Source organism: Nostoc sp. PA-18-2419 (assembly GCF_005869855.1).
In the GTDB taxonomy this organism is placed as follows: domain Bacteria; phylum Cyanobacteriota; class Cyanobacteriia; order Cyanobacteriales; family Nostocaceae; genus Nostoc.
The window spans coordinates 139803-156063 of the sequence record NZ_SZNH01000001.1; the positions used below are offsets into that span (position 1 = coordinate 139803).

General features: G+C 40.6%; 14 protein-coding genes. 5 read left to right on the forward strand and 9 right to left on the reverse strand.

Going from position 1 to position 16261, the window contains the following annotated elements; genetic code table 11:
- Positions 1-61 precede the first annotated feature (61 nt).
- From FCR06_RS00575 to FCR06_RS00585, 3 genes are all read right to left on the reverse strand, one after another.
- Positions 62-781 (reverse strand): cyanoexosortase B system-associated protein, encoded by a 720-nt coding sequence (locus FCR06_RS00575; RefSeq protein ID WP_138496923.1) that lies wholly within the window; start codon positions 779-781, stop codon positions 62-64.
- Positions 782-1064: 283 nt separating this feature from the next.
- Positions 1065-1952, reverse strand: coding sequence for a cyanoexosortase B (gene crtB, locus FCR06_RS00580; RefSeq protein WP_138496924.1), 888 nt, complete (start codon positions 1950-1952; stop codon positions 1065-1067).
- 191 nt (positions 1953-2143) lie between these two features.
- Entirely contained in the window at positions 2144-3325 is a 1182-nt protein-coding gene (locus FCR06_RS00585; protein ID WP_189523281.1) for a DegT/DnrJ/EryC1/StrS family aminotransferase, read from the reverse strand.
- A gap of 819 nt (positions 3326-4144) precedes the next feature.
- On the opposite strand from FCR06_RS00585, the gene FCR06_RS00590 reads away from it, so the two are divergent.
- Entirely contained in the window at positions 4145-5695 is a 1551-nt protein-coding gene (locus FCR06_RS00590; RefSeq protein WP_138496925.1) for a GAF domain-containing sensor histidine kinase, read from the forward strand.
- 431 nt (positions 5696-6126) lie between these two features.
- A complete protein-coding gene (locus FCR06_RS00595) occupies positions 6127-7542 on the forward strand; it encodes an IctB family putative bicarbonate transporter (RefSeq protein WP_138496926.1) in 1416 nt (471 codons plus the stop codon).
- Positions 7543-7862: 320 nt separating this feature from the next.
- On the opposite strand, the gene FCR06_RS00600 is transcribed toward FCR06_RS00595, so the two are convergent.
- Both FCR06_RS00600 and smpB read right to left on the reverse strand, forming a co-directional pair.
- On the reverse strand, positions 7863-8141 hold the full coding sequence (locus FCR06_RS00600; protein ID WP_138496927.1) for a WGxxGxxG family protein: 279 nt from the start codon (positions 8139-8141) through the stop codon (positions 7863-7865).
- 178 nt (positions 8142-8319) lie between these two features.
- Positions 8320-8787, reverse strand: coding sequence for an SsrA-binding protein SmpB (smpB, locus tag FCR06_RS00605; RefSeq protein ID WP_138496928.1), 468 nt, complete (start codon positions 8785-8787; stop codon positions 8320-8322).
- 545 nt (positions 8788-9332) lie between these two features.
- Between smpB and FCR06_RS00610 the strand changes: the two genes are divergently transcribed.
- Positions 9333-10016, forward strand: coding sequence for a response regulator transcription factor (locus FCR06_RS00610; protein WP_138496929.1), 684 nt, complete (start codon positions 9333-9335; stop codon positions 10014-10016).
- A 77-nt stretch (positions 10017-10093) separates the two neighbouring features.
- On the opposite strand, the gene FCR06_RS00615 is transcribed toward FCR06_RS00610, so the two are convergent.
- The 4 genes from FCR06_RS00615 to murC form a co-directional block, all read right to left on the reverse strand.
- Positions 10094-10573, reverse strand: coding sequence for a low molecular weight protein-tyrosine-phosphatase (locus tag FCR06_RS00615; RefSeq protein WP_138496930.1), 480 nt, complete (start codon positions 10571-10573; stop codon positions 10094-10096).
- 293 nt (positions 10574-10866) lie between these two features.
- Positions 10867-11217, reverse strand: a complete 351-nt coding sequence (locus tag FCR06_RS00620) for a YbaB/EbfC family nucleoid-associated protein (RefSeq protein WP_138496931.1) — start codon at positions 11215-11217, stop codon at positions 10867-10869.
- Between the two features lie 273 nt (positions 11218-11490).
- Positions 11491-12489: a UDP-N-acetylmuramate dehydrogenase gene (gene murB / locus FCR06_RS00625; protein ID WP_138496932.1), complete on the reverse strand. Its 999-nt coding sequence runs from the start codon at positions 12487-12489 to the stop codon at positions 11491-11493.
- 120 nt (positions 12490-12609) lie between these two features.
- Positions 12610-14073, reverse strand: coding sequence for a UDP-N-acetylmuramate--L-alanine ligase (gene murC, locus FCR06_RS00630; RefSeq protein WP_138496933.1), 1464 nt, complete (start codon positions 14071-14073; stop codon positions 12610-12612).
- A gap of 403 nt (positions 14074-14476) precedes the next feature.
- Between murC and nadD the strand changes: the two genes are divergently transcribed.
- Both nadD and FCR06_RS00640 read left to right on the forward strand, forming a co-directional pair.
- Entirely contained in the window at positions 14477-15106 is a 630-nt protein-coding gene (gene nadD, locus FCR06_RS00635; RefSeq protein WP_138496934.1) for a nicotinate (nicotinamide) nucleotide adenylyltransferase, read from the forward strand.
- Between the two features lie 116 nt (positions 15107-15222).
- Positions 15223-16236 carry a type I glyceraldehyde-3-phosphate dehydrogenase gene (locus FCR06_RS00640; RefSeq protein ID WP_138496935.1) on the forward strand — a complete coding sequence of 338 codons (1014 nt, stop codon included), beginning with the start codon at positions 15223-15225 and terminating at the stop codon, positions 16234-16236.
- Positions 16237-16261 lie beyond the last annotated feature (25 nt).

Consider the following 16261-nt stretch of genomic DNA (forward strand, 5'->3'; position numbering starts at 1 on the left):
GCATATAATGATCGCACAAATACTTCTTTGAGTTTCTGCACAAATGTAACTGTGACATAATCTACATAAAAGTCATCAATGCAGCCTGCACCGTTTCACCAATAGACTCAGCTAAAGGCCAAGATGTTTCTACTTGTCCTAAAGGTTCCATTGGAATTAGAATACTCACGCTTACCCAAGGAGTGCGCTGCTTACGCCATTGTGCCAATTGGTCTGCGACAAACCAGTTTAAAGGTGATGGATTTCCACCGTTTGGCATAGCATACCATTGTAAGACAGCAAAGGTTTCCTGTTGTGTGGAGGCGCGAAAGAACCTAGCTTTTACTTTCGTTTCAGCATTAGAAGCCAACTTCAAAGACGGTTTGACACTAAATTCAGCACCACGAGATTGAGCTACGTCCCATCTTCCCCAACGTAATCTTCCCCAACCGTTAACCTCTGTCCACTCTACCTCTGGTTGATCCATAGGACCGTTTTGCGGCAACAAAAGTAGAATTGCCTGAGTTTCGGAGCCTACTTTTTTAATTACCTGCAAAGACCATTTATGTTCGCCTATTTGCTGTTCTGTTTGTTCAATAGTTTGCCAACCAGGAATAGTTAACCCAGTCTTGCGGATTTGCCTTAATTCCTTGAGATTAGCCACGGGTGGCGGCTGTTTCCATTGCCAGTGTCCTGTTAGGTATCCGGGAACCCCTCCCATCACCAACAGTACTAGCAATAACAAAAGTGCTGCTACCTGACTCAATTGGTTTTGTTTAAAAAATTTAGAGAAGGAAATCATCAGTAAAATTTGCAATACTTAGGCAAAATTTTACTTTAAAAAATCACACTATGAGTTCGGTGATATTTAGGACTTAGGGAACTCCAACAAATAAATTATCCCGTTTGAAGTTGCTCCCCTGTTGACTGATGACTAATGAACGCCAGTTGCTACAACGGGGGGAACCTCCGCAATGCACTGGCTTGTTGTTGACACTCAACAGTGGGATATTTTTTATTTGCCAGTCCCCTACGCAAAGATGAGGAACTAGGAACTAAGAATATTTTTTCTAATACCTGATACCTTATACCGCATCCTCAGTTTCTTCAGATGCAGAGAAATAGTTATTAATCCAATTAAGTAAAGGCACTAATGACACCAGCATACAAGCAGAGTATAGGTCACCGCCCCAACCCTCATGAAGCCATTTAAAAGCCGCTTCTTGACCTGTGCCGTGAAAGAAAGTCAGTAAGGTATTACGAATAATATTGGCAGTAATACTAACAATCACACCAATAGATAAAAACGATATAGTTGTGCGACGTGAAGATAACGCGCCTGTCCAATAAAGCAACATCAAGCCGACATAGAGAGTAGTAAATAACATTTTTAATCCTGCACAATAGGGGGCGACTTCCACAATTCGTCCTCCTACGTAGAGATTTATCTCATCTACAGTTACTTCCATACCAAACTGATTGAGTATGAAGCCTGCGGTGCCGGCAATGAAGCTTTGAAGAGGCAAGGTATAAGGAGCAATCAGGTAGGGTACTGCTGTCGGGGTTGCCAGAAATACCAGTAGCAACGGAAATGCTTGTAATCGCAAACCTGATATTCCTTTAAACCACAAGCATAATCCTGCTAGGATAACGGGCAGCGAAAGGTTAACCCACTCTCTAACACCACTCAGATAAAATACTCCTCCTAATAACAACAAAATACCGCCTAAAGGATGGGTAGTATCTGGTAAACGTGCCCACTGTTTCCGCTTCAACCAGCCCAAATAAGCGGCAAATGGTAGACCAATAATCCCGTGACTAAAATATTCGTGTTCTGTACTAATATTCTTGTTTAGCCAACCATCCAGCCAATGTAGCAATATAGGAGCATAAAGCAGCAGCAAAACGCCTAAGATGGCTAAATTTAACAAGCCTGACACGTTTCTATTTCTAATTTGTTGCTGGAGTGCCATGATTTTAATTAATTATTGGTCATTAGTCCTTTGTTACAAAGTTACGAGCAAAGGAAGCCTCTGCTCAACGCCACTTGCTTTGGGACACAGGGCGCTGAGGTAGCAGTGGCTCAACTTTGCGCTTTGTCATTAGTCATTTGTCATTTATTTAAAACTAATGCCTTATGCTCTGTTTGGCCAATATCCAATGACTAACGACTAAGATTTACAGAGTAGGATTTATCTAGCTCAGAATCCTTTGAAACTGCATTGGCAATTGCTGCTACAACTTCTTTGATTTGGCTACTGCTCAAACCAGGATACATAGGTAATGATAATATTTGCTTCGATAACTTTTCTGCTTGGGGAAAATCTCCAGGCTGATAGCCTAAATAGGTAAATGCTGGCTGGAGATGACAAGGAATGGGATAATGAATACCAGTTTGAATTCCCGCTACTATTAGTTCTTCCTGGAGTTGCTGGCGTTCTATAGGGCAGGAATCATCAACTCTAATCACATAAAGATGATAAACATGTCCTGTATCACTTTGGTTTTCTAGTGGAATAATACCAAAAGTTGCTAAAGGTGCTAATTCTCGATCATATTCCTCGGCGATAGTTAAGCGATCGCGATTCCACTGTGGTAAATATGGTAGTTTCTGGTGCAAGATAGCCGCTTGCAAAGTATCTAGGCGGCTATTTGTGCCTGGTTCCGTGTGAAAATATTTTTGCGATGCGCCATAATTTCGCAAGCGTGCCATCTTCTGAGCTACATCTGAATTTTGTGTCAGTAGCATTCCCCCATCTCCAAATGCTCCCAAATTCTTGCTGGGATAGAAACTGAAAGCTGCTGCTATTCCGACTGAACCAGCGTGATATCCGTCTCTTTGGGCGAGGTGTGCTTGTGCTGCATCTTCAAAAATTAGTAGTTTGTAGGTATCAGCAAAGTCGAATAGATTCTGTGGTGATACCATTTGACCATAAAGATGCACAGGAATAATTGCTTTAGTATGAGGTGTAATTGCCTTTGCTGCTGCTTTTAAGTCGATTAAAGCTTGGCGATTGCAATCTACTAAAATTGGCTTTGCACCGGTGCGTAAGACTCCAATCAAGGTTGCGACAAAAGTGTTTGCCGGTAAAATCACTTCATCGCCAACACCAATATTACACGCTTGTAATCCCAAGGCGATCGCATCTGTTCCTGATGCCACACCAACTCCATACTTTGCCCCAGACACTGCCGCAAATGCTGCTTCAAAATCTGAGAGTGCTTGCCCTAAAATAAAATCACCCCGATCCAAAACAGATTGGATTGCATTTTGCAGCTGCGCTTGAATTGGTTCGTGTTGTAACCTTAGGTCTACAAAAGGAACTCTAATAGCCATTTTATTCATTATTGTTTGTCCTCTAATTCACTACTTGTTTGTATTTATTTCGGGTTATTTAAAAATAAAATTAGAACTATTTTATATAATTTATTTTTATTTTTATTTATAATAAATTGATTTTCTCTATTAGAATATAATAGTTTTAATCTATTTATAGAAACTACTTATCTTGTTTAGTCTAAATAACTACCTTCCACCTAAAAAATATGAATTTTTTAAATTGCAAAAACTCTGTAGCTTGCCTAGAGCAGGGTAAGTTAGTTTCTAAATATTCAGATGCCACTTGATTTGAGTCAAAAGTCTAGACTTCAGTCGGTCATTTGTGCAAGCCAAAAAGACATAACTGGCTCTCCAATGTAGTATCTCAAATTTGCTAAACAAATTTTTAATTATGAAATTGGCGCAACGGTACTAGCTATTACCAGGAATTTTTGTTACTAATAATTACATTAAAATAACTTTTTTTAAGTAAAAATACGCTAAATATCCTAACAAAAATTTTCCGTTTTGTACATCAAGAATCATAGGTCTTTTATTGTATCCTTAAAGTTAGGTTACCCTAGCTTAATCAAAATCTAACGCAGTCTGATTGCAAAATTTGAAGTAATAGAGACTACATCAGCGCTCGATAGAGAACATTCAGTACCAGTAAATAGTAACTAGCACAGACTCCGTAGCCGACTTATGGAAGAGGTAAAAATTTTTTGCCTCTGACTTGTTTGTCAGAGGCAAAATTAGGGAATGCTTAAAAATAGCAATTGATAACCCAGAAATAGGGCATATATCAATTTACATTATCGAGAAATTATTAAGGTAGCAGTGGCAATGGTAGAGCCTGAAAACAAATTATTTGCCCTAAAGGATGGTTGGACTTCTCAGGAAACAAGAGAACAACAACGCCTCAAAGCTTTGTCAGATCTGGGTTTACGACAACCAGAAACAATTCCGGTTTTTGAAGAAGCCACTCAAACTGCTGCCCACTTTTTGGAAGCACCAATTTCCATTTTGGGATTTGTGGATAGAGAACGCCACTGGTTTAAGTCAGCAGTGGGTTTATCTAGACTGGGACTAATGAATCATTTGGCACAAAACCGCCAACTTTCACGCACAGAATCTTTTTGCACCCAGGTAGTAGAGAGTTTTCAAATATTCGTAATTAATGATACACATAAACTTACAGATCCGATATTGGCTAATAGCAAGTTAGTGCAGGATTATGGCATTCGTGCTTATTTGGGAGCGCCACTTATTGATGCTTCAGGACATTGTTTAGGTGCATTAGCGGTGATGGATCTAGTACCGCGCAATTTTACAAACCGAGACATTGAGTTTTTACAAATTATTGCTCGTTGGAGTATGAGTGAATTTGAGCGCAACCGACTTTTGCAAGCGAGACTCGAATCAAGCACTCCCGCAGCTCCTATATTTTCACTCAACGACGAACGTAACACTGAAATTAAAATCACTGCACCCATTTTAGAAAGTGACTCTGTTTCTACCAAGCAACTAAAACTGCAACTTTTGGAACAGCTAACTCAGGAGTTACGCACACCCTTAACATCTGTACTTGGGATGGCTAGTGTTCTCGGACGCGAAATTTACGGGCCTTTGACAACTAAACAAAGAGAATATTTAGAAATTATCCAACACAGTGGTCGGTACTTACTTTCTCTAGTAAACGAAATTACCGAACTGGGAACTATGGATGATAACTTAACTGTATTAAATCTAGCTCCTGTGGATATTGAAATGCTCTGTCAACAAGCTATCAATACCCTAGAAGAAGCAGCTACTCGCCGCGACCAAGATATTCGTCTCTCGATAGAACCGGGACGCAATCGGATTTGGCCTTTAGATAAAGATAAGGTACGGCAAATTCTGTATCACCTGGTTTTCAGTGTGATTCAACTTTCAGCTACAGGTAGTGTTGTTCGCATTCATGTCTCATATAAAGAAGATACTCTCAACATTACTATTTGGGTTTCCCATCCCTGGTTGGGAGATGGTATTACTGAGGTCGATCCTTACTTCCGCCTCAATTCTCTGTCGTTACTGGAATTGACAGGTGAGGTAGCAAGTTATAATTCTGGTAAAGAAAGCCAGGAACAACCAGATATTTCACCAGTAGCACTGGATAAGTTAAAAAACTTAAGTGATTCCTACTTAAGTCTATTTACTTCTACTTCAGGTATAAATTTAACTAAAGGAAATGGAAGTCTTTCTCGCGAAAGCTTAGGTCTGTTGCTAAGTTGTCAACTGGCAGAGTTGCATGGTGGACAAATTTTGATTCAAGGTTCATCAGAATCAGGATACCGTTATGTACTTTCTTTGCCACTACAACTGGCGACTCCCTCACAAGCAATTAGCGAGATTTGATTTCAAGCAATGGGGATTGAAGATTAGAAAAGAAATATTTTCAATCAATTTATTGTCTATAGTAATTCGTTTTGATTTTTGAAATTATTTACTTGTGGCAGGGAGGAGCCACTGGGGGGACAAAGGTCGCCCTCATGAGCAACTGCCGTCAAGTGGTGTTTGGGAGTAGAGAATTAGATTAGGTTTTTCCAGTTGTACAGGGTTTTTTCAAAAATCAAATAAAAGTTCGATATGGAATACATGAAGGGTTAATCAACAGCTATCTTTTATTACTATTAGCAGAAGGCTTTGGGATTAAAGGTGAAACTGATGGCAATGAATAAGAGTGCCATCACTCATTTATAATCTACATTATTACCTTTTTATGACTATACACATTATGATTGATTCCAAGTTCTGCGTAGGCAGGCTAATCGATCGCAATGTTTTTTATGAATTTAGTCTGGCAACGATTTACCTTATCATCTTTACCGCTTAAAGAATATCTAGCTACCAGTTATGTCCACCGTTCTGTGGTAGGAATGTTGAGTTCTTGGCGGCAAACCAGCGTCTTTATCCAGTGGGGAGATCCGATAGCAGCTGCTTTACTGTGCTTAGTGTATGCCCTTGCACCTTTTAGTTCCAGTACCTTGGTTGGTTTGTTGCTGGTAGCTTGTGCAGGATTTTGGCTACTGTTGACTTTATCCGAGCAAGCAACGACAAATGTCTCCTCAGTTACCCCGATTCACCTGTTGGTATTGCTGTACTGGGGAATTGCCGCAGTAGCAACAGCCTTATCACCAGTCAAAAAGGCAGCACTTAACGATTTGGCAACCTTAAGCCTGTATTTGCTACTATTTGTCCTTTGTGCGAGGGTATTAAGGTCGCCTCGTCTTCGGTCTGCGATTATCATCCTTTACCTCCACGTCTCATTAATTGTCAGTGTGTATGGTTTGCGACAATGGTTTTTTGGAGCCACAGCACTGGCAACTTGGGTTGATCCAGAATCTCCTCTGTCTAAGACTACAAGGGTCTACAGTTATTTAGGCAATCCTAACTTGTTGGCTGGATACTTGTTGCCAGCAGTAATTTTTAGCTTAGTGGCAATTTTTGTATGGCAAAGCTGGCTTAAAAAAGCTCTGGCATTAACAATGTTTATTGTCAATACTGCCTGTTTAATTCTGACTTTTAGTCGTGGTGGTTGGATTGGACTGGTGGTGGCAATTTTAGCTGCGATGGCATTGCTAGTTTATTGGAAGAGTGTAGAAATGCCTCCCTTTTGGCGTACTTGGTCGCTACCCATCGTCTTGGGAGGCTTGATTGGGGTCTTGCTACTAGGAGTGATATTTGTAGAGCCAGTGCGCTTGCGGGTACTTAGTATTTTTGTTGATCGTCAAGATAGCAGTAATAATTTTCGCCGTAATGTGTGGGATGCTGTGTTTGAGATGATTCGCGATCGCCCAATTTTCGGCATCGGCCCTGGTCACAACTCTTTTAATAAAGTTTACCCGCTTTACCAACATCCTCGTTACACTGCTTTAAGTGCTTATTCGATTATCCTAGAAGTGGCTGTAGAAACTGGCTTTGTTGGTTTAGCCTGTTTTCTATGGTTGATAATTGTGACATTTAATACAGCATTTATGCAAATGGCACGATTGCGACAACTTAGAAATGTAGAAGGATTTTGGTTAATTGGAGCGATCGCTATTTTGTTGGGTATGCTAGCTCACGGCACCGTAGACACTGTCTGGTATCGTCCTGAAGTCAATACCCTCTGGTGGCTGATAGTTGCCTTAATTGCTAGCTATTGGACACCTTTAGCTCAAAATCAAACAAATTCAACTAACTCACAATTAGCTCCAAACTAATATAAATTAAGTTGTCAGTTGTTTTTGTTCATAACAACTGACAATTTTGGAATTTTGTAAACCGATAGCAACTTACTAAAAGTATTTTGAGTTGCTTGTACCAATTTAAAAAATTATTCTCACAGATGGATTTACAAAACACAGAGATAGAAGATGATTTCCAATTCAAAATCTGTCTTGAGAAGTAACGCTTCTGCATTGTTAACGCAGTGCTAACAGACCAGCTCAAGCCGCAGCCATGACGCCAGCTGCTTCAAGTTGGAAAACCCGCAAGAGTGCACTAGCTGGACTTTTTGCAAAATCTAAAATCAAAAATGGTCTTAGTCTCTGTAGCTAGTAGCCCCAGGAGCATTAGGGTCGCGATAACGTGCTGGTTCCTCATCACGCTTTCTCCCACCCAAACCAGCTAGACCAAATAGACCAATTAATCCCAACCAACCCCAATCAAAATCATTGCGCTCAGAAGTGGTTGTCCTTGGAGTAGTATTAACTCCAGGATCAGTAGTTGTTTGAGCTTGTGCAGATAGAGTTAAAGGCAAAATTCCCATGCTCAAGGTGAGAATGCCAGCGCCAACAGATGTAACTAAGTTACTTTTCATACTATAAAAATCTCTCATGCCATCCAAACTTACTCACCAATGTATCGAGTCCTAACATGAGCAAAATCAATCTGCGGCTATAACTAGGCATTTTTAGAACTCACGCTGTAGATATACAACATGCTTTTCACCGCAGTGAGTTTATCACTCGGATGTGGTAGTTCAGCAATAGCAACTGTTAATAGTTTTTCATCGCCCGTTGTATATCACGCTGGTCTTGGCGACGTTTCAAGTCTTCTCGCTTATCATGTAACTTTTTACCTTTGCCAAGGGCTATACTGATTTTTACCCAACCTCGTTTGAGATACATTTTCAAAGGGACTAAGGTTAAACCTTGCTGTTCTACCTTGCCGATTAGCTTACGGAGTTCTTGACGATGCAACAACAACTTGCGTGTCCGCCGTGGTTCATGATTAAAATATTGTCCACTAGCTGTATAAGGTGAGATATGCACATTGATTAGCCATGCTTGGCCATCGCGAAGCAAAGCATAGCCATCTTGGAGATTGACTTTACCTGCACGAATCGACTTCACCTCGGTTCCAGTCAACTGAATTCCAGCTTCGTAAGTTTCTAGAATTTCATACAAATAACGGGCTTGACGGTTGTCGCTAATAACTTTGTAACCTTCGTTCTTGTCACTCATTGATAATTTGTGTGCTTTAAATGTACCTAAAAAATTATTTAGATTGGTTTATAAATTGTCAGGTGTATTTTATAACCTCTATAAATGCTAAACTGTATTTTACTAATTTAGCTTTTTTAACTTCTTAATTAAAAATTTTCTGGTAACTTTAAGTTTCCTCGATTTTAATCATCTATTGTTAGGCGTGAAGTATATGGCATTGATTATTGGCGGTCATAAATAAATCACAAATGGAAAATAACTAAATTATTGATTAAATTAATATTAATTTACATAATAGAGAGTATTTACTGTGCCTGATTGATGAGTTGTTACAAATTACAAAGCTATCTATAGTCTTCTAAGTGTAGCGAGTAGAAGCTGAGTTACACTTCGTTAACCCTTCCTCAGGATTTCATATTTTCTTTATAATATCAACCCTGAGGCAGTCATTAGCTGGTAATCCTGTCATAGTATGAAACATAAGAACACTATTATTGCCTGTGTTCACTGATGGAACTGTAAAAGCAAATTTCTCAGTAAAAAATGCTAGGGGTGTACTGTCCATGCCCTTGAAGATCCTTGTAGTGGATGACGATCTGGGCACTCGTCTGTCTGTTAGCGATTATCTTGAACTGTCTGGCTATTGTGTAATCACAGCTAATGACGGTCAAGAAGCTTTGCTAATGGTGGATGAGTATCATCCTGATTTGATTGTCACGGATATCGTCATGCCACAGATGAACGGCTATGAACTAGTGCGCCGAGTGCGTCAACAACCAATGTTCCGTTTATTACCTGTAATTTTATTAACAGCACGAACTAAGACCCAAGAAAGGATTTTGGGCTATCAATCAGGGTGCGATTTATACTTGCCCAAGCCTTTTGAACTGGAAGAGTTAGCAGCAGCAATTCGCAATCTTTTGGAGCGATCACAAATCATTCAATCAGAGTATCGGTTTTCTCATAAAGACGGTTTAAACATTTCGTCTCCTACAAAAATGGCGGACGCTGATAATTCTCTGTCCACTCAAATTCACAAATCCCAATTGCACTCATCTCTAACTCATAGAGAACAGGAAGTTTTAGAACTATTAACTCATGGTCTTTCTAATGCTGAAATGGGCCATCAGCTACATCTGAGTTCTCGAACAGTGGAAAAGTACGTTAGCAGCTTATTAAGAAAAACTTCAACCAGCAACCGAGCTGAATTAGTACGTTTTGCAATTAAGCATGATTTAGTGGAATAAAAATGATGAGTTAAGAGTGAGCAGTGAGTAATTAAAAATTTAACTCCTAAATTCTGACTCCTAACTCTTAACTTAGATTATTGGTTTTGCTTGGTAATGTAGGTGAGCAGACCTTCACAAGCATCAATCAGTAAATCAATCACCTGATTAAATCCCTCTTGTCCGCCATAATAAGGATCTGGAACTTCCTTAAGGCTGTGTCGGGAGCAAAAATCACACATCAGATGCACTTTATGGTGATACTGCCTAGTTGGCTCGAGAGTCAGAATATCCTCATAATTCTCTCGATCCATCGCCAAAATTAAATCAAAGTGTTGAAAGTCTGATTTTTCAAATTGGCGTGCCTGACCACGCAATTTAATTCCCAGCTTTATAGCAGCCGCCGCACTCATACGTCTGTCAGGTGGGCTACCAATGTGATAACTAGATGTACCAGCGGAATCACAGAAGATATGCTCCCTCAAGTCAGCCTGCTCAATTAGATAATTCATAATATTTTCTGCCGATGGTGATCGGCAGATGTTACCTAAGCAGACAAACAGCAACTTGTAAGACATAAATATTCGTTGTCCTTTGTTCAATAGTCATTTGTCCTTTGTCTTTATCCTTTGTTTGAAACTAATGACCGAATAGGGCAAAAGTAAAAAGTTAAAAGGCACCCCTAAAGAAAAAGAAAATGGTCACAAGCCCCGAAATTTATTTACGAACGAAATAAAAACATTTGTTTCAAGCGTCAAGTGCCGCGACTAACAATATGTTCTTATAAAATTTCCTAAATTTATTTATGGGATTATCTTTTTTCTTTTTAATAGTGACCAATGACTAATGACCAATGACTAACGACCGTTGACTATTGAAATCCAGGAAGCTCAAGTCCACTGGTTAAGTCTTCCATGCGTTCCCGCATTGTTGCCGTTGACTTGTTATATGCTTCTTTCATTGCTGCTGTTACGAGGTCAGAAAGTACATCTGCACCTTCAGCTAAAGCATCTGGAGAAATTTCTACCCGTTTGGGTTCTTGGTTACCACTGACAATTACCTTGACCAGACCACCACCAGATTCTCCTTGAATCTCCATTTGCTCCAATTCTTCTTGGAGTCGCTTTGCGCCTTCTTGAACTTGCTGTGCTTTCTTAAAAGCTTCAGCTAATTCTTTCATTTTTCCCAAGCCAAAGCCGAACCCTTGTCCTTTACCTGTCATAATTGGTTTTACGCGTATGCGTTGAATAACAAATCAAATTCAATTATAGATGCGGTAAGTAATTTGCCTCTTTTTTTACCAATAATTAATGCATTCTGGAATAGTAAAGTAGGGTATGGGCCAAACAAGGAGTGCTGTTAGCTTTCTTTGGGGTGTTTAGCCCGTGCTGAGTTAGTGGTTACGAGTTAAGAATTGAGAGTGCTAAGTTAGGAGTTATTCTCCTTGTGTGTCCCCTATTGTGCCGATCTATCATCCCGCTCATCTCTCCACTCTCTATCCACAAGCAGCTTGAAATTCTCCCAGCATTTTGACCTCTGGTTCTAAGCGAATAGACCAACGTTCTTGTACTTGATGTTGGATGTGGCGAATCAGACAGAAGATATCACTAGCTTTTGCCCCACCGCGATTAACGATGAAGTTAGCATGGAGTTGGGCGACTTGCGCTCCACCAATTTGGTATCCTTTAAGACCAGTTTGCTCAATTAACCAACCAGCGCTGTATGGTTTGGGATTGCGGAACACACTACCACAACTGGGGAAATTATACGGTTGAGTAGTTAGGCGATGCTTTTTGTGTTCTTTGGTAATTGCTACAACTTTTGCAGGGTCTGCACCTGGTGTGAGTTGTAAGGTGGCTTGGGTGATTATGCGATCGCCGCCTTGCAATAATGAAGTCCGATAGCTATAACCTAGTTGATTAGGAGTAAGAGTTTCCAGCCTCCCATCGGGTGAAAGTACCTGAGCGCTAATTAACATATCTGCGATACAGCTATTATGCGCCCCTGCATTCATTACTACAGCCCCTCCGACTGTACCAGGAATGCCAACAGCCCACTCCAATCCTTGCCATCCGAGTGATGCGGCTTCCCATGCTAAGCTGGGAATTGATTCTCCAGCAGCAACGGTTAATTGCCCTGTTTCGTGGTCAAAGTAGCTGAAGCGGAGATGACGAGTGGCAATCACCAAGCCTGATATCCCGCGATCGCTTACCAGCAAGTTAGAACCCGCTCCCAGTGTTGTCACTCTTAAATCATGTTCTTTTGCGTATTTAAGACTTGCTTGCAGTGCTTCTAAGTTTCGAGGGGCAACGTACCATTGKGCTGCCCCCCCTACCCTATAAGAAGTAAACGCTGACAAGGAAGCCTGGGACTTGATCGCACAATCAGTGTTAGGTAAGTAAATTCCCTCGTTCTCCACCGGATTAGCTGTTTGTTTCTTTGTATTCAAAGCAGAAGCTGTGCAGACGTTTCCAGCTGCTTGGGAAATGCTCATTTTTACTTTTTTTGGTAAATTTTTACATTTATTTACCGTATAAATACGGTATTATATTTACTATGAAAGCCTGATGAAATTGGCGCTTTCGTCAAAAATGGAACTTCGCAAAATCCTCACTTATGATGTGGCTTTAGCATGCTCACAAAGCGTTGCAATTACTTCAGGAATCACTTGATTTAAGTTTCCAGCACCTAAAAACAGCGCCAAGTCTCCTGGACGCAGTGTTTGTAGTAGAAACTCACGTACTGATGATAAAGTTGGTTGATAAACTACCTGGGAATGTTGCTTGACAATTTCCGCTGTTAGATGTTCACCACTGATTTGCCCTAAATTGGGTTCGCCTGCACTGTAAATATCAGTCAGCACAACTAAATCAGCATGGGTAAAAGACTGGGCAAATTCTTCTAAAAAAGTAAGTGTACGGCTGTAGCGATGGGGTTGGAAGATGGCAACTACTCTTTGTCCTGGTCTTGCCTGTAAACGTGCAGCAGCCAGAGTAGCTCGAATTTCGCTAGGATGATGAGCATAATCATCGATGAAGGTAATACCATCGACTTCACCTCGGAACTCAAAACGGCGTCTTGCTCCTTCAAAGGTGGCGATTCCTTTGGCAATTTCTCCAAATTCTAAGCCTAAGACACGACCAACAGCAACTGCGGCTAAAGCATTACTAAGGTTGTGCCGACTCAGCAGTTGTAAGTTCAAGACGCCTAAGGCTTTGCCTCTCTCCCAAACTAAAGCTGTGGTGCCATCAGCACGATAGTCAATATTAGTAACAGTGTAGTCAGCATCGGTATCTGAGTGTAAGCTGTAGCTGATTGTTGGTTGCAAGCGATCGCGCACTGTAGCACAGTCAATACTACCTACCAATGTTTTGCAACCTTTGGCAAACATTTGGAAGATGTCAACTACTTCTTCTAGTGTATCGTAGTGGTCAGGATGATCAAGTTCAATATTGGTAATGATGCCAACTTCTGGAGCGTGTTTTACTAAAGAACCATCTGATTCATCTGCTTCAGCTACCAAATATTGGCTTTGTCCCAGTCGAGCATTGCCTTCCCAAGCATTGACTTCACCACCTACTAAAATAGTTGGGTCTAGACCTGCTTGGAGCAGCATATAACCAATCATGCTACTAGTTGTAGTTTTGCCGTGCGTTCCTGCCACTGCAATACTATAATAATCAGCAATCAAGGCTGCTAGTACATCTGAACGATGTAAAATCGGACAACCTAATTCAAGAGCTGCTTTGTATTCTAAATTATTTGTATTAATTGCTGTCGAACAAATGACTTGAGGCAGTTTTGAGTTAGTAGCAACAGCTAATTTTTCTAGCGAATTTAATCCTACGAAGTTAGGCAATTCTTGAGGGCGAAAGAATTCGAGATTACTTGCCTCTTGTTTACCAAAAATATGAGCGCCGATAGATTCTAACTTGCGCGTAATATGGTTTGGACGTAGATCCGAACCTGATACTGGAAATTGACGCTGAGCGAGAACGTATGCCAGAGCAGACATACCTATACCGCCGATGCCAATAAAATGAAATGGTCTACCACTAAAATCAACAGAATTACTCATTTCTTGCTCCTCTTACACCACACCACACCATAAATCACAAATGACACGCGTATCATAACAGGAATTTGATTTTTACCATAATTACTGCTGTATTATGTTCATGCCTGATACCTGGATGAGGTTTCTGCTCTGGTTTTGCGAGTTCAGAATGATTTTACCTTGGTTGGAGGTTTTTGCTATTTCTAAACTGTTCTTAAGATTATTCGCAAAATTTTGGCTGCATCGGGAAAGAAATTCTTGTAATGACAAATACATATTTTTTGCTACCTTACTGGAATTGACTACGATAATACATTGTTAGTGAAACTGATTTTAAATTGCATCAAGTCTACGCGAGAATTGACTACAATAGTACATTGGCAATCAAACTATTTTTGAATTTCATAAAACCAGGCGTAACTGGATGCAGCAACTAGCAATTTTTGGTGGCACATTCAATCCAATTCATTGGGGACACCTGCTCGTAGCCGAGACAGCTTTGCATCAAGTATCCCTTGAAAAGGTAATTTGGGTGCCATCTTTAAATCCTCCTCACAAAGAAGTGACTTTGTTTAAGCATCGTGTAGAAATGCTGCAATTAGCTATAAAAGATAACCCAGCGTTTACTGTCTCACCAGTGGAGGAAAAACGCTTTGGTACTTCCTATGGCATTGACACCCTGATGGACTTATCTGCTTGTTACCCAAATACTCGCTGGTACTGGATTGTTGGCTTGGATACTTTCCAAACCTTACCTCATTGGTATCRTGGATACGAATTAGCACAAATGTGTGATTGGTTAATTGCACCCCGACTGCTAGGTGGTGAGACTATAACTCAAAGCGAGTTAATCTGCAAGCAAGTCGAAGAACAAATAAATGAACATGCATCTACTATTGATTGGCAATTAATGAATACACCTTTAGTAGGAATTTCCTCAAGTCTAATTCGGAAATTTTGTCGCGAACATCAGTCAATTCGTTATCTAGTCCCGGAATCTGTGAGATCATATATTATTGCCAACAAGAACCTCTACTCCAGTAAATCTGAATAAATTATGTGTTTTTTTATTTATCCAACACTTTATTGTTATATTTAGTCCCCCCCTTTGCGATATGATTGGGGTCAACGATATTAACATATAGGCATAAATACAGAGGGCAAGACACTGTGATTAGAGTTGCAATCAACGGTTTCGGACGTATTGGACGTAACTTTGCGCGTTGCTGGGTGGGTAGAGAGAATAGTAAGCTCGACCTTGTAGCAATCAATGACACATCAGACCCTAGAACCAATGCTCACCTGTTAAAGTACGACTCAATGCTAGGGAAGTTAAAGGATGTTGACATTACTGCTGATGATAACTCCATCATCATTAACGGTAAGACCGTTAAGTGCGTATCTGATCGCAACCCAGAAAACTTGCCCTGGAAAGATTGGGAAATTGACCTAATTATCGAAGCAACGGGGGTATTTACCAGCAAAGAAGGAGCGCTTAAACATGTAAATGCTGGAGCCAAGAAAGTTCTGATCACCGCTCCTGGGAAAAATGAGGATGGTACCTTCGTGGTTGGTGTGAATCATCATGACTATGACCACAACGTACACCACATTATCAGTAACGCCAGTTGTACTACCAACTGCTTGGCTCCCATTGCCAAAGTGTTGAACGATAAATTCAACATCATTAAAGGTACGATGACCACCACCCATAGCTATACAGGTGACCAGCGCTTACTAGACGCTTCTCACCGGGATTTGCGACGGGCGAGAGCCGCAGCCATCAACATTGTACCCACCTCTACTGGTGCGGCAAAAGCAGTGGCGCTAGTAATCCCAGAACTTAAAGGCAAGCTAAATGGCGTTGCCTTGCGTGTACCAACCCCGAACGTTTCAATGGTAGATTTCGTAGTTCAAGTTGAGAAGCGTACTATTACTGAAGAAGTTAACCAAGCCCTTAAAGATGCCTCTGAAGGTTCACTCAAAGGGATTTTGGATTACAGCGAACTACAACTGGTTTCGTCAGATTATCAAGGTACTGACGCCTCGTCAATTGTTGATGCTAGCTTGACTTTGGTTATGGGTAATGACTTAGTAAAAGTCATGGCTTGGTATGACAACGAGTGGGGTTACAGCCAACGAGTCTTGGATTTAGCGGAATTGGTCGCCGAGAAGTGGCAATAAATTTAGTCATTGGTCATTAGTTTAA

Bases quoted from the DNA above. Each gene is read 5' to 3' on its own strand.
- FCR06_RS00575 (WP_138496923.1), bottom strand. From the start codon at position 781: ATGATTTCCTTCTCTAAATTTTTTAAACAAAACCAATTGAGTCAGGTA.
- crtB (WP_138496924.1), bottom strand. From the start codon at position 1,952: ATGGCACTCCAGCAACAAATTAGAAATAGAAACGTGTCAGGCTTGTTA.
- FCR06_RS00585 (WP_189523281.1), bottom strand. From the start codon at position 3,325: ATGAATAAAATGGCTATTAGAGTTCCTTTTGTAGACCTAAGGTTACAA.
- FCR06_RS00590 (WP_138496925.1), top strand. From the start codon at position 4,145: ATGGTAGAGCCTGAAAACAAATTATTTGCCCTAAAGGATGGTTGGACT.
- FCR06_RS00595 (WP_138496926.1), top strand. From the start codon at position 6,127: ATGAATTTAGTCTGGCAACGATTTACCTTATCATCTTTACCGCTTAAA.
- FCR06_RS00600 (WP_138496927.1), bottom strand. From the start codon at position 8,141: ATGAAAAGTAACTTAGTTACATCTGTTGGCGCTGGCATTCTCACCTTG.
- smpB (WP_138496928.1), bottom strand. From the start codon at position 8,787: ATGAGTGACAAGAACGAAGGTTACAAAGTTATTAGCGACAACCGTCAA.
- FCR06_RS00610 (WP_138496929.1), top strand. From the start codon at position 9,333: ATGCCCTTGAAGATCCTTGTAGTGGATGACGATCTGGGCACTCGTCTG.
- FCR06_RS00615 (WP_138496930.1), bottom strand. From the start codon at position 10,573: ATGTCTTACAAGTTGCTGTTTGTCTGCTTAGGTAACATCTGCCGATCA.
- FCR06_RS00620 (WP_138496931.1), bottom strand. From the start codon at position 11,217: ATGACAGGTAAAGGACAAGGGTTCGGCTTTGGCTTGGGAAAAATGAAA.
- murC (WP_138496933.1), bottom strand. From the start codon at position 14,073: ATGAGTAATTCTGTTGATTTTAGTGGTAGACCATTTCATTTTATTGGC.